The sequence below is a fragment of the Paucibacter sp. M5-1 genome, from assembly GCF_027498415.2.
In the GTDB taxonomy this organism is placed as follows: Bacteria; Pseudomonadota; Gammaproteobacteria; order Burkholderiales; family Burkholderiaceae_C; genus Roseateles_E.
In genome coordinates, this window is record NZ_JAPZLM020000001.1 from 360,007 (window position 1) to 386,937 (window position 26,931).

A 26,931-nucleotide genomic window follows, 5' to 3' on the forward strand; every position below is an offset into this window, starting at 1 on the left:
AAGCGATGAGCTCGACGGTAGCGGTGATCGGCCTGGGTTATGTGGGCCTGCCCCTGGTGGTGGAATTCGGCAAGCATATGCGCACCATCGGTTTCGATATTGCGCAGGCCAAGGTCGAGTCCTGCCAGCGCGGTGTCGACCCTTCGCGCGAGCTCAGCGACGAACAGGTGCGCGAGGCCACCCATGCGGTCTACACCGCCGACCCGGCCCTGCTGGCCGAGGCCGACATCATCATCGTCGCCGTGCCGACACCGGTGGACGAGGCCCATATCCCCGACTTCCGCCCGCTGATCGGTTCCAGCACCAGCGTCGGCCGCCATATGAAGAAGGGCGTGACCGTGGTCTATGAGAGCACCGTCTACCCCGGCGCCACCGAGGAGGTCTGCATCCCGGTGCTGGAGCGCGAATCGGGCCTGAAGTGGAAAGAGGACTTCTTCGTCGGCTACAGCCCCGAGCGCATCAATCCGGGTGACAAGGAACACACGCTGACCAAGATCCTGAAGATCGTCTCCGGTGACACCCCGGCCACGCTGGACAAGGTCGCCAAGCTCTACGAGACCATCATCATCCCGGGCGTGCACCGCGCCTCCAGCATCAAGGCCGCCGAAGCCGCCAAGGTGATCGAGAACACCCAGCGCGACCTGAACATCGCGCTGATGAACGAACTGGCCATCATCTTCGACAAGCTGGGCATCGACACCAGCGAGGTGCTGGAAGCCGCCGGCACCAAGTGGAACTTCCTGAAGTTCAAGCCGGGCCTGGTCGGCGGCCATTGCATCGGTGTCGACCCCTACTATCTGACGCACAAGGCCGACATGATCGGCTACCACCCGCAGGTCATCCTGGCGGGCCGGCGCATCAACGACAGCATGGGCAAGTTCATCGCCGAGCAGACCATCAAGCACATGATCGCCAGCGGCAGCTATATCAAGGGCGCCCGGGTCAATGTGCTGGGCCTCACCTTCAAGGAGAACTGCGGCGATCTGCGCAACTCCAAGGTGATCGACATCATCAACGAGCTGAAGACCTATGGGGTCGAGGTCTTTGTGACCGATCCGCAGGCCGAGGCCGAGGAGGCGATGCACGAGTACGGCGTGCGCCTGCTGCCCTGGGACGAGCTGCCGCGCGCCGATGCCATTGTCGCGGCGGTCGCGCACAAGGAGTATGCCGCGCTGGGCGTTGACGACCTCGGCAAGAAGCTGGTCAAGAACGGTGCCTTCATCGACGTCAAGGCGGCCTTCGATGCGCCGGCCCTGATCGAGGCCGGCTACAAGGTCTGGCGCCTGTGAACGATGAGTGATGATCGCCGCCCGCTGATCCTGCACGTCGTGTATCGCTTCGATACCGGCGGGCTTGAGAACGGGGTGGTGAATCTGATCAACGAGATGGACTCGCGGGCTTATCGCCACGCGGTGCTGGCGCTGACCGAGGTGACCGAGTTCCGGCAGCGGGTGCGCCGCAGCGATGTGCAGTTCATCGCGCTGCACAAGCCGCCGGGCCATGGCTTCTGGCTCTACCCCAAGCTCTACCGCTTGCTGCGCGAGCTCAGGCCGGCCGTCGTGCACACCCGCAATCTGGCCGCGCTGGAGGTGGTGGTGCCGGCCTGGGCGGCCGGCGTGCCGGTGCGTGTGCATGGCGAGCATGGCCGCGATGTCGGCGACCTGGACGGCACGCACCGCGGCTACCAGCGGCTGCGCCGTCTCTATGGCCTGTTCGTGCACCGCTTTGTCGCGCTGTCGCGCGATCTGGCCGGCTATCTGCATGGCAAGGTCGGCCTTCCCGAAGCGTCGATTCGCCAGATCTACAACGGCGTCGATATCCGGCGCTTCCAGCCGGCCGCGCAGCGCGAGGCGCTGGCCGGCTGCGTCTTCGGCGCGCCCGAGCATTTCATCATCGGCACCGTGGGCCGCATGCAGACCGTCAAGGACCAGACGACTCTGGCCCGTGCCTTTGTGCTGGCCCTGCAGCAGCGCCCCGATCTGCGGCCGCGGCTGCGCCTGGTGATGGCCGGCGAAGGCCCGCTGCGCGAGCGGGTGCAGCAGTTGCTGGCCGAGGCCGGCGTGGCCGAGCTGGCCTGGCTGCCCGGCGAGCGCGGCGATGTGGCCGGCTGGATGCGCGCGCTGGACTGCTTTGTCTTGCCCTCGCTGGCTGAAGGCGTGTCCAACACCATTCTGGAAGCGATGGCCAGCGCCCTGCCGGTCGTCGCGACCGCAGTGGGCGGCAATGTGGAGCTGGTGGAGGAGGGCCGCAGCGGCTTTCTGGTGCCGCCCGCCGATCCGCAGGCCATGGCCGCGCGCATCATCGAGCTGGCCGATGACGGCGAGCGGGCGCGCCGGCTGGGCGCGGCGGGTCGCCGGGCGGTCGAGCAACGCTTTGCGATGCCGGTGATGGTGGCGGGCTACCAAGGCCTTTATGACGAGCTGCTGGCCGCCCGGGCGCCCGAGCGGATTCAATTGATCAAGAGCTGACGACCATGTGCGGAATCACCGGTATTTTTGACACCCGCAGCGCGCGCGAGATCGACCCCGCGCGGCTGCAGCGCATGAACGACTCGCAATGGCATCGCGGGCCCGACGAGGGCTCGCTGCATACCGAGCCGGGTCTGGGCTTCGGTCACCGCCGCCTGTCCATCATCGACATCGCGACCGGCCAGCAGCCCTTGTTCAACGCCGACCGCTCGGTGGTCATCGTCTTCAACGGCGAGATCTACAACTACCAGAGCCTGATGAGCGAGCTGCAGGGCCTGGGCTACCAGTTCCACACCAAGAGCGATACCGAGGTCATCGTCCATGCCTGGGAGGCCTGGGGCGAGGCCTGCGTGCAGCGCCTGCGCGGCATGTTCGCGTTCACGATTTGGGACCGCAACAAGCAGACCCTGTTCATCGCGCGCGACCGCCTGGGCGTCAAGCCCATGTATTACGCGCTGCTGGACGACGGCCATCTGCTGTTCGGCTCCGAGCTGAAATCGCTGCTGGCCTATGACGATGGCCAGGGCGGCATGAAGCGTGAACTGGACCCGCTGGCGGTCGAGGAGTATTTCGCGCTGGGCTATGTGGCCGAGCCGCGCTGCATCTTCAAGCAGGCCAGAAAGCTCTCGCCGGGCCACAGCCTGTGCCTGCGCCGGGGCGAGCCGCTGCCCGAGCCCAAGGAGTACTGGGACGTGCGCTTCACGCTGGACAACCCGATGAGCGTCGAGGACGCCAGCGCCGAGCTGCAGGCGCGGCTCAAGGAGTCGGTGCGGCTGCGCATGATTGCCGAGGTGCCGCTGGGCGCCTTTCTGTCGGGCGGCGTCGATTCCAGCGCGGTGGTCGCAACCATGGCCGGCCTGTCCGACGGCCCGGTCAATACCTGCTCGATCGCCTTCGACGACCCGGCCTTCAACGAATCGGCCTTTGCCCAGATCGTCGCCGACCGCTACCAGACCAACCATCGCGTCGAGACCGTCAAGAGCGACGACTTCGACCTGATCGATCTGCTGGCCCGGCTCTACGACGAGCCCTATGCCGACAGCTCGGCGATCCCGACCTACCGCGTCTGCCAGCTGGCGCGCAAGCATGTGACGGTGGCGCTGTCGGGCGACGGCGGCGACGAAAGCTTCGGCGGCTACCGCCGCTACCGCATGCATCTGATGGAGGAGCGCATGCGCGGCGCGCTGCCGGCCGGGCTGCGCCAGCCGCTGTTCGGCATGCTGGGCCGTCTCTATCCGAAGGCCGACTGGGCGCCGCGGGTGTTCCGCGCCAAGACCACCTTCGAAGGCATGGCGCGCAGCTCGGTGGAGGCCTATTTCCACTCGATCTCCATCCTGCGCGGACCGATGCGCGAGCAGCTGTTCAGCCCGCGCTTCAAGACCGAGTTGGCCGGCTACAACGCCGAGGCCGTGTTCGACCGCCATGCCGCCAAGGCCGGCACCGATGATCCGCTGGCCCTGATCCAGTACCTGGATACCAAGACCTATCTGGTCGGCGACATCAACACCAAGGTCGACCGCGCCAGCATGGCCCACTCGCTGGAAGTGCGCGAGCCGCTGATGGACCATGAGCTGGTCGAATGGCTGGCGACCCTGCCGTCCAGCCTGAAGATCCGCGGCCAGGAAGGCAAGTATCTGTTCAAGAAGGCGATGGAGCCGCAGCTCAGCGACGACATCCTCTACCGCCCGAAGATGGGCTTTGCCGTGCCGCTGGCGCGCTGGTTCCGCGGCCCCTTGAAGCAGCGGGTGCGCGACGCGGTGCTGGGTGATCGCCTGGCCGCCACCGGCTGGTTCAACCCGGCCTATCTGCGCCATCTGGTCGACGCCCACCAGAGCGGCGCCAGCGATTACAGCGCGCCGCTGTGGACCTTGCTGATGTTCGAGGCCTTTTTGCGCCAGGTGGTCGACGGCGGCAACAGCACCTTGAGCCAGCCGGCTGGCGTTAAGGAAGCGGTGGCCCTCACATGAGCCTGCGCGTTCTCCATGTGCTGGACCATTCGCTTCCCCTGCACAGCGGCTACAGCTTCCGCACCGCCTCCATCCTGCGCGAGCAGCGAGCGCTGGGCTGGACCACCCTGCATCTGACCACGCCCAAGCAGGGCCATGGCCCGGCGCTGGCCGAGGAGGCCGGCGGCTGGCGTTTTCATCGCACGCCCAGCGAGCCCGGCACCGGCCTGATACGCCAGATGCAGCTGACCGCGAAACGTCTGCGCGAGCTGGTGCTAGCGGAGAAGCCGGACCTGATCCACGCGCATTCGCCTCTGCTCAATGCCTTGCCCAGCCTGTGGGTCGGGCGGCGCCTGCGCCTGCCGGTGGTCTACGAGATGCGCGCCTCCTGGGAGGACGCGGCGGTCGACCATGGCACGACCACCGAGGGCAGCCTGCGCTACCGGGTCTCGCGCGCGCTGGAGAGTTTTGCGCTGGCGCGTGCCGACCAGGTGACGACGATTTGCGAGGGGTTGCGCCAGGATATCGCGGTGCGCGGCATCCCGAACGAGCGCATCACGGTGATCCCGAACGCGGTCGATGCCGAGGCCTTCCAGTTCGGCGTCGCGCCCGATGCCGCGCTGCGCGAGCGTCTGGGCCTGGGCGGCGCCACGGTGCTGGGTTTCGCCGGCTCCTTCTACGGCTACGAAGGCCTGCATCTGCTGCTGGAGGCGGCGGCCCGGCTGCTGCCGACCACGCCGCAGCTGCGCGTGCTGCTGGTCGGCGGCGGGCCGCAGGAAGAGGCGCTGAAGGCGCAGGTGCAGGCCTTGGGTCTGCAGCAGCAGGTGATCTTCACCGGCCGGGTGCCGCATGCCGAGGTGCAGCGTTACTACGAGCTGATCGACATCCTGGCCTATCCCCGCCTGCCGATCCGGCTGACCGAGCTGGTCACGCCGCTGAAGCCGCTGGAGGCCATGGCCCAGGGGCGCATGTTCGTGGCCTCCGATGTCGGCGGCCATCGCGAACTGGTGCGGCACGGCGAGACCGGCCATCTGTTCAAGGCCGGCGACGTCGACGCGCTGGTCGCCTCGATCAGCGCCTTGCTGGCCGAGCGCGAGCGCTGGCCGCAGATCGCCGCACAGGCCCGACGCTTTGTCGAGCAGGAGCGCACCTGGGCGCGCAGCGTGGCGCGCTACCAGGAGGTGTACCGCCGGGCTCTGCAGCGCCATGGCCGCACGCTTCCCCAATCCTTCGAGGCCTGAACCCCTATGTGTGGCATTCACGGCATCTACCGTTTCGATGCAGCGCCCGTCAATCCGGCCGAGCTGTCGGCCATGGGGCTCGTCACCCAGCACCGTGGCCCCGACGATGAGGGGCAGCATATCGATGGCCCTTGCGGCATCGCGATGCGCCGGCTCTCCATCATCGACCTCTCCGGCGGCCACCAGCCGCTGTCGAACGCGGACGGCAGCCTCTGGCTGGTCTGCAATGGCGAGATCTACAACTACCGCGAGCTGCGCGCCGAGCTGCAGGCCAAGGGCTTTCATTTCAAGACCGGCTCCGACAGCGAGGTGCTGCTGCATCTCTATGACGCCGAGGGCGACGACTTCGTCCATCGCCTCAACGGCATGTTCGACTTCGCGCTCTGGGACGCGCGCCGCCAGCGCCTGCTGATCGGCCGCGACCGGGTCGGCGTCAAGCCGCTGTATGTGATGCAGGACGGCCAGCGCCTGGCCTTCGCGACCGAGGCCAAGGCCTTGCTGGCCCTGCCGGGCGTCAGCGCCGAGCTCGACCGCTCGGTGCTGGCCAGCTATCTGCAGCTCGGCTATGTGGCCGCGCCGGGCAGCATCTTCAAGGGCATCCGCAAGCTGCCGCCGGCGACGCTGCTGGCGGTCGAGCGCGGCCAGGTGCGCGAATGGCGTTACTGGCGGCTTGCACCGGGCGTGCGCCATGATCTGGACGAGCGCGGCTGGATCGACCGGGTGCGCAGCGAGCTCGACCGCTCGGTGCGCATGCAGATGGTCAGCGATGTGCCGATCGGCGCCTTCCTGTCCGGCGGTGTCGACTCCAGCGCGGTGGTCGGCTATATGGCCCGGCACTCCAGCGAGCCGATCCGCACCTATGCGATCGGTTTCGAGGGCGGCGAGGCCGAGGCGCTCTACAACGAGCTGCCCTATGCGCGCCAGGTGGCTCAGCTGTTCGGCACGCAGCACAAGGAAATCCTGGTCAAGCCCGATGTCGTCGGCCTGCTGCCGCAGCTGCTGTGGCATATGGACGAGCCGCTGGCCGACACCGCCTTCATCACCACCTATCTGGTCTCGCAGTTCGCGCGCCAGGACGTCAAGGTGATTCTGTCCGGCGTTGGCGGCGATGAGCTGTTCGGTGGCTACCGCCGCTATCTGGGCGGCCACTATGCACAGCGCTACCAGGCGCTGCCGGGCTGGATGCGTGGCCTGATCGGTGCCGCCGCCGCGCGGCTGCCGGCGGACCGCCATTCCGGCCTGCTGAACACGCTGCGCCTGGCCAAGGGCTTCATCGCCTCGGCCGATATGGGCGCCGATGCCCGCTATCAGAGCTATCTGCAGGTGCTGCAGCCGCAGCTGATTGCCGGCCTGCTGCTGGACAGCGGCGCGGGCCAGGACCCGCTGGCCCGCGCCTTCGAGACCGCCGGCCATGCCGACGAGCTCAACCGCATGCTGGCCGTCGATGCCGAGACCCAGCTGCCCGACGATCTGCTGCTGCTGACCGACAAGATGAGCATGGCGGTCTCGCTGGAATGTCGCGTGCCGCTGCTCGATCATGAGTTGCTGGAGCTGGCCGCCTCGATGCCGGCGGCCATCAAGGTCAGGAACGGTCGCCTCAAGCATGTGCTGAAGCAGGCGCTCGACGGCATGCTGCCGCCCGACATCCTGGACCGCAAGAAGCGCGGCTTCGGCACGCCGATGGGCGCCTGGCTCAAGCGCGAGCTGGCGCCGCTGCTGCGCCGGCTGCTCAGCCCCGAGCTGATCCGTGCGCGCGGCCTGTTCGCGCCCGGCGTCGTGGCCGCGCTGATGGCCGACCACGAGGCCAACCGCATCGACGGCACCGACTCGCTGCTGGCGCTGATGAATCTGGAGATCTGGAGCCGCATCTATCTGGACCGGCGCGACCCGGCCGATGTGGCCCTGGAACTGAAGTCCTATCTCGCATGAATATTCTCTATCTCTGCCACCGCTTTCCGTTCCCGCCCAAGCGCGGCGGCAAGATCCGGCCCTTCAATATGATCCGCCACCTCAGCGCGGCCGGCCACCGGGTGACCGTGTGCTCGCTGGTGCGGGCCGAGGATGAGGGCGTCGAAGGGCAGGGCATCGCGCCGCACTGCGAGGCCTTCGAGATGGCGCGGGTGCACAACCCGGTGCAGTTCCTGCGGATGATCGTGCGCCTGCCGCTGACCACGCCCTCGTCGATGGGCTACTTTTACTCGCCGGCGCTGCGCGCCCGCGTCGACGCGCTGCTGGCCAGCCGCCGCTGGGACCTGATCTTCGTGCACTGCTCGTCGGTGGCCCAGTATGTCGAGCATGTGCAGGACATTCCTAAGATCCTGGATTTCGGCGATATGGACTCGCAGAAATGGCTGGAGTACGCGAACTACAAGCCGTTTCCGCTCTCGCTGGGCTACCGGCTCGAGGGCTACAAGATGCTGGCGGCCGAGAAGCGCCTGGCGCGGCGTTTCGACATCTGCACCGCGACCACCCGTGCCGAGTGGCAGACGCTGGACGGCTACGGCACCGGCGCGGCCACCGACTGGTTCCCCAACGGCGTCGATGCCGAGTTCTTCTCGCCCGGCGAGCAGGCCTACGATGCCGACACGGTCAGCTTCATCGGCCGCATGGACTACTACCCGAACCAGGAGTGCATGGCGCGCTTCTGCGCCGAGGTCTGGCCCTTGCTGCGGGCGCAGCGGCCGGCCATGAAACTGCTGATCATCGGCGCCGACCCCTCGCCGCAGATGCGCCAGCTCGGCGAGCTGCCGGGCGTCACGGTGACCGGCTCGGTGCCCGATGTGCGGCCTTATGTGCGGCAGTCGGCGGTGATGGTGGCGCCCCTGGCGATTGCGCGCGGCACGCAGAACAAGATTCTCGAGGCGATGGCGATGGGCGTGCCGGTGGTCACCAGCAGCTGCGCGGCCGGTGGCGTGGATGCCGAGGACGGTGCCCATCTGCTGGTGGCCGACACGCCGCAGCAGATCGTCGCGGCTATCCTGCGCGTGACCGGTGATGCGCAGGAGCGCGAGCGCCTGGCCCGGGCCGGGCGTGAACGCATGCTCAGCCACCATGCGTGGCCGCGTTCGATGCAGCGGCTCGATGGCATCATTGCCCGGCTCGTCGACCCATCCGTAACGAAACCCAATACAAAGCAAGAGGCAGGTGTGGCATGAAGATCAGTATTTTTGGGCTCGGCTATGTCGGCGCGGTGTCGCTGGCCTGTCTGTCGCGCGACGGCCATGAGGTGATCGGCGTCGATATCGAGCAGGCCAAGCTGGAGCTGATCCGCGCCGGCAAGACGCCGGTGGTGGAGGAGGGCATGGTCGAGCTGATGGCCAACGTCGCGAGCAGCGGCAAGGTCAGCGTCACGGTCGATGCGAAGCAGGCCGTGCTGGCCAGCGAGATCTCGCTGATCTGCGTCGGCACGCCCTCGGCGCCCAATGGCAGCCAGGACCAGGGCGCGGTGCTGCGCCTGGCCGAGCAGATCGGCCAGGCCCTGGCCGAGAAGAGCGAGCCGCATGTGGTGGTGTTCCGCTCGACCCTGGTGCCGGGCACTGTCGAAGACGTGCTGCGCCCCATCATCGAGCGGGTATCGGGCAAGCGCGATGGTGTCGATTTCCATCTGTGCTTCCAGCCCGAGTTCCTGCGCGAGGGCAGCTCGATCCGCGACTACGACAAGCCGCCGTTCACCATCATCGGCGCCAACCACGACTATCCCATCGAGCGCCTGCAGGCGCTGTTCGGCCATCTGCCCTGCAAGTTCATCAAGACCTCGGTGCGCTCGGCCGAGATGATGAAGTACAGCTGCAACAACTTCCATGCGCTGAAGATCACCTTCGCCAACGAGACCGCTCGGCTGTGCGACGCGCTCGGTGTCGACCCCTTCGAGGTGATGGACCTGGTCTGCCAGGACACGCAGCTGAACATCTCGCGCGCCTACTTGCGCCCGGGTTTCGCCTTCGGCGGCTCCTGCCTGCCCAAGGACCTGCGCGCCACCACCTATCTGGCCAAGACCCATGATCTCGAGCTGCCGATGCTGGCCGGCATCCTGCCGTCCAACCGCCAGCATCTGGACCAGGCGCTCAACAAGCTGCTGGCCCAGGGCAAGCGCAAGGTCGGCTTCATCGGCCTGTCCTTCAAGACCGGCACCGACGATCTGCGCGAAAGCCCGCTGGTGACCCTGGCCGAACAGCTGATCGGCAAGGGCATGCAGCTCTCGGTCTACGACCCCGAGGTGCATCTGGCCAGCCTGCTGGGCGCCAACCGCAGCTTTGTGCAGAAGCATCTGCCGCATATCGGCGAGATGCTGAAGGCCGATCTGGCCGAGGTGGTGCAGGACTCCGAACTGCTGGTCATGGGCCTGTCTGGCGCCGAGATCGCGAGCGCCGTGGCCGAACTGGCCGGTCCGCAGCACTATGTGCTGGACCTGGTGCGGGTGCCCAATCCGGGCGCCTTCAAGGCCAGGCTGGAAGGGCTCAGCTGGTGACTCAGCGGCCACCGGCGTCGGGCTGGCGCTGGTGTCGGCGCCTGAGTCTGCTGGCCTTGCTGGTCGGCCTGGGCCTGATCGCGCCCTATCTGGGCAGCGCCACCGAGCTGGTGCGCCTGCGCAATGCCTGGCTGCTGAACACTCAGTTCGACCCGCTGCAGCCCTGGACACCGGCGGCCGTGCCGCCGGCCTTTCTGAGCGAGAAGGCCGCGCCGGCGCCCGAGATGGTGAGACTCGTCGAATCGCTGGGCCTGGCGACGGCCCCCGACGACTGGGCGCTCGCGCGCCTGATCAGCCAGCATCTGCTGGGCAGCAGCCCCAAGCTCAATGGCGGGGCCATCCAGTCGGATCTGCAGACCACCTACCGCCGCATCGTCGAGCAAGGCGACGGCTATTGCGCCGATTTTGTCCAGACCTTCGAGGCGCTGGCCCACGCGGCCGGCCTGTTCAGCCGCTCTTGGGCCTTCTCCTTTGATGGCTATGGCGGCCATGGCCATGTGTTCGCCGAGATCTGGAACCGCCAGGCCGGCCGCTGGCAGCTGCTGGACGTCTTCAACAACTACTACTTCAGCCTCGGTGATGGCGGGGCGCCGCTGGCTGCATTGGAGTTCCGTGCGGCACTGCTGCGCCGCGACCCCGCATTGCGGCTGCACGCCCTGCATGCACCGGCGCGGCCGGGTTTCGTCATCGAAGCCAAGGCCTGGGACTACTTCCAGCGCGGCGCCGGCCAGTGGTATCTGTGGCTGGGCAACAATGGGCCGAGCCATGACCGGCAGCCGCTGGTTCATGCGCTGGGTCGGGTCTCGGTGCATGCCGAGCAGGTGGCGGCGATCGCGCTGGGCCTGCAGCCACAGCTCGCGATCGCGGCCGCCGGCAGCCCGCCGGAGCCGATAGCCCGCCTGCGGCAGTTGCAGCAGCGCCTGCTGCTGCTGGCCTGGCTGATGCCGGCGGCGCTGCTGCTGTTCCTTGTCAGCCATAGTCGCCTGCGCAAGCCGGGCAGCGGGCGAGTGCGGGCCCAGGCCACTGGCGCGCCGGCAGGCCCCATCCTGATCGTCGGGCCGCTGCCTCCGCCGGCCGGTGGCATGGCCAACCAGTGCGAGCAGCTGCTGCGCCTGCTGCGCGCCGAAGGCCTGGACGTGCGGCTGCTGCGCACCAATGCGCCCTACCGGCCGGCCTTCGCCGGCAAGCTGCCGGTCGTGCGGGCCCTGGTGCGCCTGCTGCCCTATCTGCTGCAGGCGCGCCGCGAGCTGCGCGAGGCGGCGGTGGTCCACATCCTGGCCAATTCCGGCTGGGCCTGGCATTTGTTCGTGCTGCCAGTGGCCTGCATGGCGCGCCGCCGTGGCGTGCCCTTCATCATCAACTACCGAGGCGGCCTGGCCGACGAGTTCTTCAGCCAGGGGCCGGCCCATGTACGCCGGCTGCTGGGTCAGGCGACGCTGCGGGTCACGCCCTCGGCCTTTTTGCAGCGCGTCTTTGCCAAGCATGGGCTGACGGCCGAGATCATCCCGAACATCGTCGATCTGTCGCGCTTCGAGGCGCGGCCGCTGCGCGACGTCGGCTCGGCGCCGCGTCTGCTGGTGGCACGCAATCTCGAGCCCATCTACGACAACGCCACCGCGATCCGCGCCTTTGCCCGGGTGCGTGAACACTACCCGCTCGCCACCCTGGTGGTCGCCGGCGAAGGGCCGCAACGTGCGGAGCTGCTGGGGCTGGCGGCTCAGCTGGGGCTGGGTGAATCGGTCGAGTTTGTCGGCCGGGTTGACAATGCCGGCATGCCGCGCTGGTATGCGCAGGCCGATTGCGCCCTGAATGCGAGTACCGTCGACAATATGCCGATCTCGATCCTGGAGGCCTTTGCCAGCGGTGTTCCCATGGTCAGCACCAACGCCGGCGGCATTCCCGATCTGCTGGATGACGGCCAGACCGGTTTGCTGGTGCCCATCGGCGACCACCGGCGCATGGCCGATAGCGTGCTGCGCCTGCTGACCGACCGTGAGCTGGCACAGCGGCTGCGCGCGGCGGCCCTGCTGCAGGCGCAGCGCTACGCCTGGCCGCAGGTCCGACCGCTGTGGCTGGATGCCTACCGGCGCGCCATCAATTCGCGAGAAACGACATCTTGAGTAGCCTCTACACCGCCCTGTGCTCACACCTGCTGTTCCCGCTGCATGAGGCGGTCAAGGGCCATGCCAGCGTCGCCGTGCGAAAACGCCTGGAGCGCAGCCAGTGGCTGAGCCCGGCCGCGCTGGCCGATGAGCAACTGAAGCGCCTGCGCACTTTCCTGAGCGAGGTCGGTGGCCGCGTTCCCTACTATCGGTCCTTGTTCGAGGCCCGGGGCTTCGATCCGCAAGGCCTGAGCTCGGTGGCCGAGCTGGCCCGCCTGCCGCTGCTGGACAAGACCCTGATTCGCCGCCATACCGAGGCGCTGAAGGCCGATGGCCACGGCCCGCTGACGCGCTACAACACCGGGGGCTCTTCCGGCGAACCGCTGATCTTCTTCATGGGCAAGGCGCGCAAAAGCCATGATGTCGGCGCCAAGTGGCGGGCCACCCGCTGGTGGGGCGTGGACATCGGCGACCCCGAGCTGGTGGTCTGGGGCAGCCCGGTCGAGCTCGGCGCCCAGGACCGGGTGCGGCAGCTGCGCGACGCGGTGATGCGCAGCAGCCTGTTGCCGGCCTTCGAGATGTCCGAGGCCAATCTGGACCGTTTCGTCGCCGAGATCGTCAGCAAGCGGCCGGCGATGCTGTTCGGCTATCCGTCCAGCCTTTCCCTGATCGCCGCCCATGCCGGCAAGCGCGGCATCGCGCTCGATGGTCTGGGCATCAAGGTCGTGTTCGTGACCTCCGAGCGCCTCTACGACGACCAGCGTCAGAGCCTGGAGCGGGCTTTTGCCTGTCCGGTGGCCAATGGCTACGGTGCCCGCGACGCGGGCTTCATCGCCCATCAATGCCCCAGCGGCAAGCTGCATATCAGCGCCGAGGACATCGTCGTCGAGATCGTGCGTGCCGATGGCACGCCGGCCGCCGCCGGTGAGCTCGGCGAGATCGTCGTCACCCATATGGCCACGACGGACTTCCCGTTCATCCGCTACCGTACCGGCGACGTCGGCCGCCTGGGCCAGCAGGCCTGCGACTGCGGTCGGGGACTGCCGGTGCTGGAGGAGGTGCAAGGCCGCACGACCGACTTCGTCTATGCCAAGGACGGCACGGTGATGCATGGCCTGGCGCTGATCTATGTGTTGCGCGATCTGCCGAGCGTGCAGCGCTTTCGCATCGAGCAGCTGAGCCTGGACGAGACCGTGGTGCAAGTGGTGCCAGGCACCGGCTTTGACCAGGCTCTGATCGCGCAGATCCAGCAGGCCTTCCAGCGCCGCCTCGGCGACGAGGTGCGGGTGCGGGTCGATTGTGTGGACGAGATTGCCGCCGAGGCCTCGGGCAAGTTCCGCTATGTGCTCAGCCGTGTCAAGCCGGATGAGCTGCTCAAAGGGGCCGCCCATGCGTGACCTTGCCCTGGTGGGCCTCTTCCTGGCCATCCTGCCCTATGCCTTCCGCCACACCTGGGCCGGTGTGCTGCTCTGGACCTGGGTCAGCATCATGAACCCGCACAAGCTGGCCTTCGGCTTTGCCCACACCATGCCTTTCGCCGCGATGGCCGCCATCGCCACCCTGGTCTCGGTGATGGTGAATCGCGACAAGCTGAAGCTGGACTTCACGCCGCCGATCAAGGTGCTGTGCGTGTTCATCTTCTGGATGTGCCTGACCACGGCCTTCTCGGTGCACTTCGACCCCTCGCTGGACTATCTGAAGAAGGTGCTGAAGATCCAGCTGATGACCTTGATTGCTGCCGCCGCGCTGCGCGAGCGCAAGCACATCGAGCTGTTCATCTGGGTCAATGCGATGTCGGTCGGCTTCTACGGTTTCAAGGGGGGGCTGTTCACGATACGCAGCGGTGGCGCCGAGCGGGTCTGGGGGCCGCCGGGTGGCTTCATCGAGGGCAATAACGAGCTGGCGCTGGCTCTGGTGATGACCATCCCGCTGATCAACTATCTGCGCATGGTGGCGACCGACAAGCGCCTGCGGATGGGCCTGCTGGTGCTGATCGGCCTGTGTGCGATCTCGGCGCTGGGCAGCCAGTCGCGCGGTGCCTTGCTGGCCATCTCGGCCATGGGGCTGGTGCTTTGGACCCGCTCGGACAAGAAGTTCGCGATGGCCGCCGTGCTGCTGGTGGCCGGCGTGCTCTTGCTGAGCCTGATGCCGGAGTCCTGGTGGGAACGCATGCAGACCATCCAGACCTATGAGGAGGACGGCTCGGCGATGGGTCGTATCAATGCCTGGTGGTTTGCCTTCCATCTCGCCAATGACCGCCCGCTCGGCGCCGGCTTCGCGACCTCGACGCCCTGGCTGTACAGCATCTATGCCCCCAATCCGAACATTGTGCTGGTAGCCCACAGCATCTACTTCTCGGTGCTGGGCGAGCATGGCTGGGGCGGGCTGCTGCTGTTCCTGCTGCTGTGGATCGTGCTCTGGCGCATGGCCTCGGCCATCCGCAAGGAAGCCAAGAATGAGCCGGAGCTCAGCTGGCTTTACCATCTGGCCGGCATGTGTCAGGTCTCCATCGTTGGCTATGCGGTCGGTGGTGCTTTCCTGAGCCTGGCCTATTTCGACCTGCCGTACAACATCCTCGTGATCCTGTCGACAAGCTATGTCTGGATGAAGGCCAAGCGCTGGCAGACCGACAAGCAGGGCGCCTTCGGTGCCGGCGCGCCGGTCAGCCAGATCCGCACCGCAGCGATGAAGAGGGCCCAGCTTTGGTAATGAAAACCGCGTTCACGATGCTGTCGCCGCCTGGCGCGCGGGCACGGCTGTCCATCCTGATCTTTCACCGGGTGTTGCCGGCTCAGGATCCGATTTTTCCGGGCGAGGTCGACGCGCCGCGCTTCGATGAGATCTGTTCCTGGCTGAAGGGCTGGGCCGAGGTGCTGCCGCTGGACGAGGCCGCCGCCCGCTTGGCCAGCGGCAGCCTGCCGGCGCGGGCCTGCGCGATCACCTTTGACGATGGCTACGAGGACAACCGCTCGGTGGCCCTGCCGATTCTGCAAAAGCATGGGCTGAGCGCCACCTTCTTCATTGCCACCGGTTTCCTGGGCAACGGACGGATGTGGAATGACCGCGTGATCGAGGCCATCCGGCGCGCCCCGGATGGCTCGCTGGACTGCCGCGAGTTGCTGGGTCAGGACGGCGCCAGCTTTGCGCTGGCCGGACCGGACAGCCGCCGCACGGCGATCGAGGCCATCCTGGCCGCGATCAAGTACCGTCCGATCGACGAGCGCCTCGCGCTGGCCTGCGAACTCGAGCGCAGGATAGGCGTGCCCGAGTCGCTGCGCCTGATGATGGACGATGCCCAGGTCCGCGAGCTGCGCCAGGCCGGCATGCAGATCGGCGCCCACACCTGCTCGCATCCCATATTGGCGACGCTGGACAGGCCCCAGGCCCGCCGCGAGATCGGTGACAGCAAGCGCTATCTGGAGGATCTGCTGCGCGAGCCGGTGTCACTGTTTGCCTACCCCAATGGCAAACCGGGCCGCGACTACTCGCCCGAGAGTGTGGACATCGTCAAGGAGCTGGGTTTCGAGACGGCCGTCAGCACCGCCTGGGGCGCTGCCTCGGGCCGCAGCGATCGTCATCAGCTGCCGCGCTTCTCGCCCTGGGACCGCACGCGCCTGCGCTGGCGTGCCCGCCTGCTCGGCAATCTGCGGCAGGGCTGAGCATGGCTGGCTCATCCCGCTGGAGCGCGGCGCGATGCCTGGTCTTGCTGATCGGCCTGGCATCGGCGCTGAGCGTGCACGCGATGCCGGAAGGCTTCGAGCTCGGCGATGCATCGGTCGGTCCGACCTGCGCTCACTACCTCGGCATGGGGCCGATGGCCTGGCGCCAGCGCGGCGGCGACTGGGTCGATGCCCAGGGACAGCCGCGCGGTCAGCGTCCGTTCTCGACCATGGTCGTGGCGCGCGGCCAGGGTCGTCCCTTTGTCGAGATGGACCTGAGCCCGCTGCTGCGGGCCTGGCAGGCGCAGCCGCGCCTGCCCCATATCGTCGTGCTGCGCGCGGTCGGCAAGTCCGCCACCGGCAGCGATGTGATCGATTTCCACAGCCGCGAGTCGAGCGATATCACCGCCCGGCCGCTGCTCAAGCTGACGCTCAAGGACGGCCGCCGTCTGCGCCTGGCGCCGGCGGCGGATACCTTCCTCGACTGCAGCTCGCTGAGCAGCCTGGGGCGCCGCGCCGAGCTCAAGACCGGTGGTGACCGCAGTGTGCTGCTGCGCTTCGAACTGCCCAAGAACCTGGCCGAGGTCGAATCGGCCGCGCTCTTGCTGAGCAGCGACAAGCAGTACGGCGCCTCGGCCCAGACCATCGGCAGCTTCGCGCTGAAACCCGCCTTTACCGAGGCCCATGAACCCCGGCAAGGCCTGGCGGCCGCAGCCCCGGCCGACCGCGGGCTGGAGGGCCACCCCGATGTCTTGTTCACCGCCGGCTTCGAGGAGTCGGCCTGGATGGCGCGCTTCGGCGAGCTGGCCTTGCGCGGCGACGCCGAGAGCATCGATGCCGACAAGGCGGGCGGCTTCGTGCCCCTCGCCGGGCGGGCGCTGAAGGTGACGATGCGTCGCGGCAAAAACCTGGGGCTGGATCTGCGCTACCGCTTTGCGCGCCACGGTCAGGCGGAGCCGCAGGAGCTCTACTTCCGCTACTACCTGCGCTTCGCCAGAGACTGGAACCCCAGCGGCGACGGCGGCAAGCTGCCCGGCATCGCCGGCACCTATGGCAAGGCAGGCTGGGGCATGCGCAAGCCCGATGGTTTCAATGGCTGGTCGGTGCGCGGCGGCTTCGCACGCCGACCCACCGACGATCCCACGGTGGCTCGGCTGACCGGGCTGGTGTCCTATGCCTACCATGTCGACCAGAGCGACAACTCCGGTGCCATCTACGGCTGGGGCGAAGGACTGTCCGGCGTGCTCAGCAACGAGCGCTGGTACTGCGTCGAGCAGTACGTCAAGCTCAACGACCCGGGGCAGCGCAACGGCATCGTGCGCGCCTGGGTGGATGGCAGTCAGGTGCTGGAGCAGGGCGGCTTGCGCTTTCGCGACACCGACAAGCTCGCCATCGAGGAGGTCTGGCTGGATGTCTACCATGGCGGCGTCGCGCCGGCCCCGCATGACCTGACCCTCTACATCGACAATATCGTCGTCGCCCGCCGCTATATCGGCCCGGCGGTCTTCAAGGCTGCCGGGGCTCAGTGACGCCGCAGCAGATTGCGCATGTCCTGCAAGAAAGGCCGGGGGTCGCGCCAGCTCCAGACGTAGTAGCACACCGCAGGGCGGAAGTAGTCCGTGACGAAGCGGCTCAGCTCCTGTAGGGGGCGCCGCCGGAACTGCCGGTCGATGATCTTGTGCGGCTGCAGCAGGATGCGCAGCAGACGCTTGAGTTCGGTCGCCACCATGCGGGCCCGCAAGCGCGCGACCGGCGCGGGCAGTGTGGGCACACCGGCGCCCGCCTGCACCGCGTGACTGATCAGCGCGAAGCCGGCCCCGGCATGCAGGGCCAGCGGGTAGCTGCCCCAGAAACGCCCGTTGATCTCCATCAGCACCGAGCGTCCGGTCGCGCTGTCGTGGCGGTACTCGACCATGGCCACGCCATGCCAGCCAATGCGTTGAAGCAGCGCGATCGAGCGCTCCTGCAAGTCCCGATGCTGGTCCAGCGGCACCGCATCACAGACGCTGGAGAAGCCGCCCTCGGGCGGCCATTCGGCGATGCGCAGATGCTGAAAGCGCCGCACGGCCTGGCCACGATGCATGAAGAAGAACTGGCCCAGACCGGTACCCGCGCAGTACTCCTGCACCACCGGCCACTGCCCCAGCTGCCGGTAGCGCGCGCAGGCGGCAATCAGCTGCTCGGCCGAGTAGATATGCTCGGCCTTCTCCAGCGGCAGGCCCAGCTCGGCCAGCCGGCCCGCCACCTTGGCCGGATCGGCCCACTTCAGCACGACCGGAAAACGGCAGCCGATGGCCAGTTGCTCGACCTCGGCCCAGCTCACCGGGCTGGCCGTCTCGGGCACCTCGATGCCGACCGCCCGGGCCGCGTCCAGCGTGCGGGTCTTGTCCAGCACGATGGCAAAGGCCTCGGCATCGGGCAGCACCGGACTGAGCACGCCGAGCGCCTCCCGTTCGTCCATCAGCCATTGCAGATTGGCCTCCGAGACGGCCAGCAGCGTGCCAGGGCCGAAGCGTTCGCCAATGGCGCGAAGCTCCGCCAGACCCTGCGGGGTGCGCGGCGAATGCAAGAGCGCGGCCTGGCTCAGATAGCGTGAACGCAGGCCCAGCGCGGTCTCGTCCTGGGCGATGCCGATGACAGTGACGCCGGCGGCCCCGAGCTCGCGCACCAGGCTGAGCCCTATCTGCGTTTCGAGGCCCAGCACATAGCAGCGGGTCGATGAGAGATCGGTCATGTGTAGTGGCGCTGCGGAGCTTGGCCGCGACGCAGCAGGGTCAGCGCCCAGTCGCGCAGCAGGCCGCGTTTGTTCTCGGTGAAATGGCCGATCAGACCGACGGTCGCGAAGGTCAGCGCCGTCACGCTGAGCCAGTAGGCGGGCGTGCCCGGATTGCCGCGAACCACCGCACCCCAGAACAGGAACAGCGGCTGGTGCAGCAGGTAGAGCGTGAAGGTGTACTGGGCCAGAAAGCGGGTCGGACGCTCGATGGCCTGGAAGAAGGCGCCAGCGCGGGTCGCCAGCACCCGCATGCAGGCGAAGTTCAGGAACACCAGCGGGCCCAACAGGTAGTCGGACAGGAAAAATTTGGAGAAGGTCAGGTTGCGGTGCAGCTCGGCGCCCAGCTGATCGCTGAGCCAGGCACTGCAGGCCGCCTCGACATCCAGCCAGTGGAAGGCAACGATGCCGGCGATGCTGGCGAGCAGCCCCAGCAAGGCCGCCGGCGCCGACAGCTGGGCGAGCGAGCGCCAGCGATGCAGCAGCACGCCCAGCCACCAGATCGGCGCCAGCAGCAACAGCTTGGGCCCCAGCAGCGCAAAGATGGCTGCAAAGGCCAGCCAGGCCGAGCGTCCGCGCAGAAAGTGCAGACAGGCAAAGGCCATGTAGTACCACCACTCATAGCCGATCGACCAGTAGGGCACGTTGGAGAAGAAGGTGACCGAGATCAGCCAGGTCTCGTTCATCAGCAGGCTGCTGGCCAGCAGGCGCAGGCCGAACTGGTCGAAGGGGTAGCCGCTGTAGATGGCCGGGTAGAGCTGGCGGCCGATCCCGTCGGCCAGCAGTGTGACCAGGATGGCGGGCACGACGACCGAGAACACCCGCGAGAAGCGGCTGGCCATGAAGACCCGCCAGTCGTTCTCCTTGGTGTCGGTGATGTAGGAAATGATGAAGCCCGACAGCACGAAGAACACGATCACCGAGCTGTGGCCGAAATGGCTGGCCGGCAGCAGCTCGGTCGACAGAAAGCGCTGGTTCGAGTGGTAGAAGTAGACCAGCACGGCCGCACTGAAGCGCACCAGGTCCAGATAGATCGAGAAGGGCTTGTTCATCGCGTCGATTCGATGGTGGGCTTCACAGGAGGCGCCGCGCGAGCTGCTCGAGATGGCGCCGCGCGCTGGCCAGCAAGGGCGCGCTGATGGCGGCCGGCGGGCCGCCGAGGCGAACGCTAAAGCCCGGGCTGTTGAAGCCGCAGACTTCGTAAGCATCGGCATGCGCGGCGAGATAGGCGCACAGCTGCTCGAAACGCTCGACGACAAAGCGGTCGGGTTTGGTCGAGCCGGGCACCAGGGTCTCGAAGTTGTGCGACAGGATCATGAAGTGTTCCAGCCCCTGCGCCTTTGCCGATTCCAGCGCCGCGCGCATCTCGACGAAGCTGCAGGCGCCCACCTGGGCTGGCCGGGGCTTGCCCAGACCGTCGCGGAAGACCGTCATCGGAATGGTCTCGACCGCCTCGATGCGGCTCGGGCGGTAGAAGTCCTGCTGCGCGCGCAGATCGAGGCCTGAGTCCGGGTGGTCCGGGTTGAGGCTGCTGTCATAGCGCAGCCCGATCTGGCTCAGCGCCTTGAAGGTATCGGCATTGCAGGCAAAGCTGCCGGCCCTGAAGGCCTTGATCGGCTGAGCGCCGGCCTCGGCGAGCAGGCGCAGGCCCAGGCTCAGCAGGGTGACCTGCTCGTCCAGGCTGTAGTAGGACAGGTGCTGGCGCTTGACACGAGCCCCCTCGAAAGGCAGGGGGCGGATCTCGTCGGCCCACTCCGGATGCAGATGCAGCTGAACCTCCTGCCCGGCATTCTGGATCAGCGCGACGATCTCGCGCAGAGGCTCGATGCCGAAACGGCCGGCGAACAGAGGCTCGACAAAGAAGACTGCCGGCAGGCCATGCCTGGCCAGCACCTCCAGCGCATGCGGCAGCGCGAAATCACCGGCCGCCGACCGGCCGTAGACATAGCGCTCGAACTGCGCCGGGAACTTGCGATCCAGCTCGTCCCAGCCATCGCACCAGATCTCGACGTCGAAGCTGAGATGGACCTTCATCGCGCGAGAGCCGCAGGGCTGCCGGCGAGCCGCAGATGCGAGCTCAGGCAATGGACGGCGGCGTGCAGTTGTGCAAAGCAGGTCTGGAAGTACTCCTCGCTGAGTGTGTGGGGGTCGTGCAGATGGATGCGATGCGGTCGCGACCAGTGGCCGAGAAATCCGATGCGATGCCTCGGGATGCCCGCCTTGATCAGGCGGTGCAGGTGCCGCACCTCCATGACCAGATAGTAGTCGCCGTCCTGGCGCTGATGGTCGCTGAGGTCGGTGGCGCTGTGAGCCTCCAGCGAGTAGCCGAACTCCCGGGCCGTCTGCACGGCCAGGTGGAAGGCGGGCGCACCGGTCGTCGTGGCCAGGCCTATCGAGCAGGTGCGCAGGCCCAGGCGCTCGGCCACCGCGTTGGCAAAGGCGCTGCGATTGATATTGCCCAGGCAGACAAAGACCAGACGCTGGACCTGTTCGGGAGCGGCGGGGTGCAGATGCGCATCGAGCCGGCCCAGCAGGAATTCGGCCTCGCCAAGCAGGGTGCGCACATAGCCGCGAAAGGTGCCGAAGTTGCAGCGCGTCAGCGCGGCCAGACTGGTGGCCGGACCGGTGGGGGCAGGGATCTTGTTCATTTCAACGCACGGTCCAATTGGGGCGGTGGGCGCGCAGCCACTGCTCCAGCATCATCAGGATCCAGACCATCTCGCCGTAGTAGCCGGGATGGGCGGGCAACTGCTGGTCGAGCAGCTGTTTGATGTAGTCGGCGCGCACGATGCCGCGGCCGGCCAAGCCATGCAGCGAATCCTCTGCCAGCGCTCGCAGCGCCGGCGTGCGGGTGGTCCAGACGCCGAAGGGCAGGCCGAAACCCTGCTTGCGTTTGCTGATGATCTCGTCGGGCAGGAAACCGCGCAGCGCCTCCTTGAAGAACCAGCGCAGTTGCTGGCCCTTGAGCTTGTAGTCGACCGGCAGGCGCAAGGACAGCGACAGCAGCGCATCGTCCAGCATCGGGAAGCCCACCGAAACTCCGCCCAGCGCCGTTGCGGCCCGCACCTTGGGCAGATCGCTTTCGGCCAGCGTGTAGCGCCAGTCAAAAGCCAGCTCGCGGTTCAGCGGGCTGCAATCGCCGGGCTCGCGCCAGGTCGCCTGCTGGTGGCGCAGCGGCGCGGCCAGATCGATGCGAGAGAGGATCTCGGGCGACAGCACCTGGGCCGGGCCGACCCGGGTGATCAGGTTGTAGAGCTGCAAGCGGTCGGGCATCGGGGTCGCGGCCTGCTCCACATAGCTGGCGCCCTTGCGCAGCAGCGGCAGCTTGCCCAGCGGCGTCTTCAGCAGCAGCGGCTCCAGCAGGCCGCGCTGCAGCAGGCCAGGCACCTGCTGGTAGAGATCGAAGAGGCGCTGCTTGGCATAGCGGGAGTTGCCGCCGTAGAGCTCGTCGCCGCCGTCGCCGGCCAGCAGTCGGCTCACGCCGTCCTGCCGGGCCATCTTGGCGCAGTAGTAGGCCGGCAGCACCGAGGAGTTGCCGAAGGGCTGGTCCAGATGGGCCGCCATCTCGGGGATGCCACGCACCAGATCATCCGGCGTCACGTAGTACTCGTGGTGGCGGGTGCCGAAATGGCGGGCGGCGAGCCGCGCATAGGCCATCTCGTCATAGCCCTCGGCATCGAAGCCGATCGAGTAGCTGTCCGCGCCACTGCCGGTTTCGCGCGCGATCATGCCGGCCACGGTGGAGCTGTCGGTGCCGCCGCTGAGGAAGCAGGCCGGTTTGCTGCCGTCGAGCTGGCGCCGCACGCCCTCTTGCAGATGACTCAGGAACGTCTGCTTCAGGGCCGCGAAGTCGGCCGACCCCTGCTCATCGAAGCGCGGCGTCCAGTAGGGCTTGACGCTGATACGGCCCTGGCTGAACCACAGGTAATGGGCCGGCGGCAGGCGCAGCACGTTCTTGAAGATGGTGCCGGGCGAGGGGATGCAGTGGAAATACAGATAGTTGTAGATCGCCTGCACATCGATCTCGTCGCCGGGCTGAGCCAGGTCCTTGGCGGCCGGGCTGACCAGCAACTGGCCATCGACCAGCGCATAGCAGAGCGTGTGCGTCGCAAATTTGTCGGTGGCCAGGAAGACATCGCCATCCGCCGTGCTCAGCGCTACCGCGAAATCGCCATCCACCTGCCGCAGCGCGGCCTCGGGGCCGTTCTTCAGTGCTTGACGCCAGGCCTCGGCCGCTCCGGCACGCTGGGCCAGCGCGGCCAGATCGCGATCCCGAAACTGCGGGCGACCCTGAAGGATCTGGATGGGCTCGTTCTTCACTCTCGTATGCATAGGGTCGTGGTGCTAGGGTCTGAGTGTCGGCGCTTGGCCGGTGGCGGACCACAGGGTTGATGCCGGGAGGGCGGCCGGCTCGCCAGTTTTCGTGCTGCGCAGCGCATCGTCAATGGTGCGAGCCCAGAGCACGGCCGCCTGAGCCAGCCCCGCTTGCGAGAAATGGCAGGCCCCGAAGCGGGTTGCCGCCGCGTCGAGCTGATCGGTATCGGGGCCGGCCAGCAGGTCGGTGTGCAGGCGCTGCAGATCGGTGATGGCCGCGCGCACCGGCTCGCTGCGCCGACCACCGCACAGGGTCGAGCGGGCCAGCAGCATGGGCGCTGCGATGCCCTGCTCGCGCAGGCTCAGGCGCAGGCGCTCGAAACTCTGCTGGTACTCGGCCTGAGCCGTGCCTTTGCGCGTATCGGCCTCGCCCTGCTGCCACAGCACCAGATCGGGCTGCCAGCCGGCCGCATGCAGCGCCTGCAGCCGTTGCTGCAGATGCCGGCCCAGCGGACCCTTGGCGTCGCTCCAGTCGGCGATGCTGCTGGCGTCGACCGCGATGACGGCCAGGCTCAGTCGGTGCTGCCGGCCGAGCGCCCGCAGCGCATCGGGCAGATGCGACCAGATGCTGCCACCCGAGCCGCTGCCGCCGGGCAAGGGGTCGGTGGCCTGCACACAACCTTGCGGGGTCCAGAGGTCCAGAGCTGGGCGGCCGTCGTTCTCGGCGGGTGCCCCATGGTTGGCGGCATTCGATTGGCCCAGGATCAGCAGGCGCAGCGCCGCCTGGTCGGCGCCTGCGCATGGCGGCAGCGCAGCGGCCCGCGCGAAGTCGGGCAGGCGTTGCGCCAGGCGACGCTCCTCGGTGTCGCCCAGATGCAGGCCGCTGACCTGCCAGGCCGCCGCCAGCCCGAGCCCTGCAATCACCGAGGTTGCCAGCAGTCGCCCGCGGCTCATGTCGGCACGGCGGTGGTTTGCCGCTGGCGATAGCGGCTGCGGATGAGTGCCATCGCGGGCTTCTCGATGCAGCGGGTGATGGCCCAGGCCAGCAGCAGCGACAGGGCGACCACGATCATGATCGAGACGTTCGGGTCAAAGCCCTGGGCCTTCAGCCGCAGCATCACGGCCCAGCCGATGTTCTCGTGCACCAGGTACAGCGTGTAGGAGATCTCGCCCAGCCAGGTCAGCACGGCGATGCGCAGCAGTGGCAGGCGCCGGCTGGCGGCGAGGTAGAGCAGGACGGTCAGCGCGGCGGCCAGCGCGCCCAAGAAGGGCGACTCGGTGATGGCCAGGGTCAGCACCGCGGCGGCGATCAATGCCAGATCGAGGCCTCGCGTGCGGCTGTCATGGCTGAGCCGGTAGACCATGATGCCGCAAGCGAACCAGGCGATGAAGGGCAGTATCAGCAGCTGCGACAGGGTCCAGGGCAGGTCGATGCCGAAGGCCCGCGCGGCAATGAAATAGACCAGGCGCAGCGCCAGCGCGGCGGCCAGCAGCAGATGGATGCGCGCCAGCAGTCCGAGCCGGAAAGCCAACAGCGACCAGGCATAGAACAGCAGTTCGACCAGCAGGGTCCAGTAGACGCCATCGACATTGGGCACCTTGAACAGGCCATGGAACATCAGCAGGTTCAGCAGCGCGTCGCCCCAGCCCACCGTCTTGCCGGGCAGGCCCAGCCAGGCGGTGACGCCAAAGGTCAGCGCAACCGCGAACCAGTAGGCCGGATACAGGCGGCTGAAGCGCGAGACGATGAAATCAGCCGGCTGCCGTGTGCGCGCCAGTGTCATGAAGATCACGAAGCCGCTGATCATGAAGAACAGATTGACACCGTAATGCCCCCAGGGCAGCGCAAAGGCGGGCGCGCTGGCGTGTCCGTAGAGCTCGTCGAACTTGCTCGTGAAATGAAACAGCACGACCATCAGCGCGGCGATGCCGCGCAGTGCGTCGATCTCTTGCAATCGGTTCGATGGGGGTTGCCGTGTGCTCACTTTGCTCGATGCCGCTTATCTGATGTGTTGCGCCCAGTTCATCTGCCTGGCCAGCAAGCGCGATCCCTCATGGGAGAGGTGACCCGAGTCACGGTAAATCATCGTACCGTCGATCTGTGTCTTGCAGCTTTGCGCGCCGCACAGAAACCGGTCGAACCGTATGACCTCAAGCCCGCCACGCTCGACGGCATCCAGCAGCTCGATCACGGCCGCGCGCTTGTCGCGGTAGATATCCAGCGGCACCTCGCATCCCTCGTAGCCGCCCAGCGCGATGCGTCCGCTCAAGCGCCGTTCCAGACAGGCGCCGATATTGAAGTCCGCGCTGGGTGGCGGGGCGATCAGCACGACCTTCTTGCCCGCAGCCCGCAGCTCGGCGGCGGTTGCGAGCAGCGATTTGGCGGCTTGACTCAGAGCTGGTTGCGCGGCGGTGATGCCGGCATCGCCCGCCACCAGATTGATCCATTTCGTGCCATCGGTGTACTGCGACAAGGGACTGGACAGGACGACGGTCTTGATCGACTCGCTGCTTCGAATGGCGTCGAGGACCGCCCGGTTGAACTCCATGCATTGCAGAGCCCATTCGCGGTCATAGACGGGACCTGGCCTGGGGTTCAGAAGACGCTGCGGTCCGACATCAAGCAAGGGGCCGCAGTTCGAACGGGTTGCTTGGGCCACGCCTCCGAGCTCCGGCAATGCCAGCAGACCCGGCAGCAGGTGCATCGCATAGGAGTCTCCCCAGACCAGAACCTTGGGATGGGGCGCGCTGCTGCACTCGGGCTTGGCGGTGTAGGGCGCGTTCTGGTCGCAGGCCGCATCGAAGCCGAAATTGACCTTGCGTATCTGCTGGAAGTCGACCGAGGATCGCGTCGCGTACAAGCTCAGCGGAGCGATCAGCACCAGCAGCAGCGAGACCGCCGCCGTCTTCGCCAGCGCACCCGCCGTCCAGCGCAGCTGCGCGCGCCGCAGCGGTTCCTCGACGAAGCGGTACATCGGATAGGCCGCCGCGAACGCCAGCAGCAGCGCGGTGAGCCGCAGCGGCAGCGGCAGGGCGCCATCGGGGCCGACCCAGGCATTCTTGATCAGGGCCACGATGGGCCAGTGGACCAGGTAGAGCGAGTAGGACATATCGCCAACGCGCGCGAAGCCCCGGGTCAGGCGCAGCTGTTCCAGGCCGGCGTGGCGCCGCAGTATCACCAGCAGGGTCGCCAGACAGATCACGAACGCGGCCGGGCCCGGATGGCTGGCCTGCACGGGATAGAAAGGCAGGACCAGCAGGGTCAGCAGCGCGGGATAGAACAACAGGCGCAGCAAGGGCGCATTGGCGAGGCGCTCGGGCTGGGCATGGCCGGTGACCAGCAGGGCCGCTATCGATCCGATCAACAGCTCCCAGGCGCGCGTGGGCAGCAGATAGAAGGTCGCGACCGGCTTGTACTCGGTACCGAGCACGCACAGCCCCAGGCTGATCAGCAGCGCGGCCAGCACGGCCGGTTTCCACCAGGACCGGCGCAACAGCAGCAGTGCGGCAGGCAGCAGCATGTAGTACTGCTCCTCCAGCGACAGCGACCACATATGCAGCAGCGGCTTGAGGTCGCTCGCGCCCTCGAAGTAGCCGGTCTGCTGCCACAGCACCATATTGGCGGTGAAGCTGACCGAGCCCAGCACCTGCAGCGCGAAGTCATGCAGTTCCTGGCGATTCAGGAACCAGGGGGCCAGCAAGGCGGTGAGCAGGATGGTCAGATAGGCGGCCGGCAGCAGACGCTTGGCGCGCCGCAGATAGAAGTCCGCCAGCCGGAAGTCACCGCGCTGAATGCCCGCAGCGACCAGGGTCGTGATCAGATAGCCGGAGATCACGAAGAAGATGTCGACACCCAGATAGCCGGCCTCCACGCCACCGATCTGGACGTGGTAGAGCAGCACCACCAGCACGGCCAAGCCGCGCAATGCCTGGATGTCGTTGCGTAGGCCCTGCATGGCG

20 protein-coding genes are annotated in these 26,931 nt (G+C 67.3%); 12 read left to right on the top strand and 8 right to left on the bottom strand.

The window, feature by feature from the left end; all coding sequences use genetic code 11:
- The first annotated feature begins 5 nt into the window (after positions 1-5).
- From O5M90_RS01690 to O5M90_RS01745, 12 genes are read left to right on the top strand one after another with little or no spacing between them, the layout of a single operon-like run.
- On the top strand, positions 6-1,289 hold the full coding sequence (locus O5M90_RS01690; protein ID WP_137940689.1) for a nucleotide sugar dehydrogenase: 1,284 nt from the start codon (positions 6-8) through the stop codon (positions 1,287-1,289).
- A gap of 3 nt (positions 1,290-1,292) precedes the next feature.
- Positions 1,293-2,468, top strand: a complete 1,176-nt coding sequence (locus tag O5M90_RS01695) for a TIGR03088 family PEP-CTERM/XrtA system glycosyltransferase (protein ID WP_269841670.1) — start codon at positions 1,293-1,295, stop codon at positions 2,466-2,468.
- A gap of 5 nt (positions 2,469-2,473) precedes the next feature.
- Positions 2,474-4,435 carry an XrtA/PEP-CTERM system amidotransferase gene (locus O5M90_RS01700; RefSeq protein ID WP_269841669.1) on the top strand — a complete coding sequence of 654 codons (1,962 nt, stop codon included), beginning with the start codon at positions 2,474-2,476 and terminating at the stop codon, positions 4,433-4,435.
- Positions 4,432-5,655 (top strand): TIGR04063 family PEP-CTERM/XrtA system glycosyltransferase, encoded by a 1,224-nt coding sequence (locus O5M90_RS01705; RefSeq protein ID WP_269841668.1) that lies wholly within the window; start codon positions 4,432-4,434, stop codon positions 5,653-5,655. Before O5M90_RS01700 ends, O5M90_RS01705 begins: the two co-directional genes overlap by 4 nt.
- A 6-nt stretch (positions 5,656-5,661) precedes the next feature.
- Entirely contained in the window at positions 5,662-7,584 is a 1,923-nt protein-coding gene (asnB, locus tag O5M90_RS01710) for an asparagine synthase (glutamine-hydrolyzing) (RefSeq protein ID WP_269841667.1), read from the top strand.
- Positions 7,581-8,810: a TIGR03087 family PEP-CTERM/XrtA system glycosyltransferase gene (locus tag O5M90_RS01715; protein ID WP_262973050.1), complete on the top strand. Its 1,230-nt coding sequence runs from the start codon at positions 7,581-7,583 to the stop codon at positions 8,808-8,810. The genes asnB and O5M90_RS01715 overlap by 4 nt, the downstream gene beginning before the upstream one ends.
- Entirely contained in the window at positions 8,807-10,123 is a 1,317-nt protein-coding gene (locus O5M90_RS01720; protein ID WP_137940684.1) for a nucleotide sugar dehydrogenase, read from the top strand. Before O5M90_RS01715 ends, O5M90_RS01720 begins: the two co-directional genes overlap by 4 nt.
- Positions 10,120-12,243: a glycosyltransferase family 4 protein gene (locus O5M90_RS01725; protein WP_269841666.1), complete on the top strand. Its 2,124-nt coding sequence runs from the start codon at positions 10,120-10,122 to the stop codon at positions 12,241-12,243. The genes O5M90_RS01720 and O5M90_RS01725 overlap by 4 nt, the downstream gene beginning before the upstream one ends.
- On the top strand, positions 12,240-13,622 hold the full coding sequence (locus O5M90_RS01730; protein ID WP_269841665.1) for a phenylacetate--CoA ligase family protein: 1,383 nt from the start codon (positions 12,240-12,242) through the stop codon (positions 13,620-13,622). The genes O5M90_RS01725 and O5M90_RS01730 overlap by 4 nt, the downstream gene beginning before the upstream one ends.
- Positions 13,615-14,934, top strand: a complete 1,320-nt coding sequence (locus tag O5M90_RS01735) for a putative O-glycosylation ligase, exosortase A system-associated (RefSeq protein ID WP_440401787.1) — start codon at positions 13,615-13,617, stop codon at positions 14,932-14,934. The genes O5M90_RS01730 and O5M90_RS01735 overlap by 8 nt, the downstream gene beginning before the upstream one ends.
- Positions 14,934-15,884 (top strand): polysaccharide deacetylase family protein, encoded by a 951-nt coding sequence (locus tag O5M90_RS01740; protein ID WP_440401788.1) that lies wholly within the window; start codon positions 14,934-14,936, stop codon positions 15,882-15,884. Before O5M90_RS01735 ends, O5M90_RS01740 begins: the two co-directional genes overlap by 1 nt.
- Positions 15,885-15,886: 2 nt before the next feature.
- On the top strand, positions 15,887-17,413 hold the full coding sequence (locus O5M90_RS01745) for a polysaccharide lyase (RefSeq protein ID WP_269841661.1): 1,527 nt from the start codon (positions 15,887-15,889) through the stop codon (positions 17,411-17,413).
- On the opposite strand, the gene O5M90_RS01750 is transcribed toward O5M90_RS01745, so the two are convergent.
- The 8 genes from O5M90_RS01750 to O5M90_RS01785 are packed head-to-tail and all read right to left on the bottom strand — an operon-like array spanning position 17,407 to position 26,927.
- On the bottom strand, positions 17,407-18,618 hold the full coding sequence (locus tag O5M90_RS01750) for a carboxylate--amine ligase (RefSeq protein ID WP_269841660.1): 1,212 nt from the start codon (positions 18,616-18,618) through the stop codon (positions 17,407-17,409). The two genes, O5M90_RS01745 and O5M90_RS01750, sit on opposite strands and share 7 nt — an antisense overlap.
- The gene (locus tag O5M90_RS01755) at positions 18,615-19,709 is read right to left on the bottom strand and encodes an acyltransferase family protein (protein ID WP_269841659.1); all 1,095 of its coding nucleotides are present in this window, start codon (positions 19,707-19,709) and stop codon (positions 18,615-18,617) included. Before O5M90_RS01755 ends, O5M90_RS01750 begins: the two co-directional genes overlap by 4 nt.
- A 22-nt stretch (positions 19,710-19,731) precedes the next feature.
- The gene (locus tag O5M90_RS01760; protein WP_269841658.1) at positions 19,732-20,691 is read right to left on the bottom strand and encodes a polysaccharide deacetylase family protein; all 960 of its coding nucleotides are present in this window, start codon (positions 20,689-20,691) and stop codon (positions 19,732-19,734) included.
- Complete coding sequence (locus tag O5M90_RS01765) at positions 20,688-21,305, bottom strand: arsenate reductase/protein-tyrosine-phosphatase family protein (protein WP_269841657.1); 618 nt, start codon at positions 21,303-21,305, stop codon at positions 20,688-20,690. The genes O5M90_RS01760 and O5M90_RS01765 overlap by 4 nt, the downstream gene beginning before the upstream one ends.
- Position 21,306: 1 nt before the next feature.
- Positions 21,307-22,989, bottom strand: a complete 1,683-nt coding sequence (locus O5M90_RS01770; protein WP_269841656.1) for an asparagine synthetase B family protein — start codon at positions 22,987-22,989, stop codon at positions 21,307-21,309.
- 12 nt (positions 22,990-23,001) lie between these two features.
- On the bottom strand, positions 23,002-23,925 hold the full coding sequence (locus O5M90_RS01775; protein WP_262973039.1) for a sialate O-acetylesterase: 924 nt from the start codon (positions 23,923-23,925) through the stop codon (positions 23,002-23,004).
- Positions 23,922-24,926, bottom strand: coding sequence for an acyltransferase family protein (locus tag O5M90_RS01780; RefSeq protein WP_269841655.1), 1,005 nt, complete (start codon positions 24,924-24,926; stop codon positions 23,922-23,924). Before O5M90_RS01780 ends, O5M90_RS01775 begins: the two co-directional genes overlap by 4 nt.
- Before the next feature lie 45 nt (positions 24,927-24,971).
- Positions 24,972-26,927, bottom strand: a complete 1,956-nt coding sequence (locus tag O5M90_RS01785; protein ID WP_269841654.1) for an acyltransferase family protein — start codon at positions 26,925-26,927, stop codon at positions 24,972-24,974.
- Between the last annotated feature and the right edge of the window lie 4 nt (positions 26,928-26,931).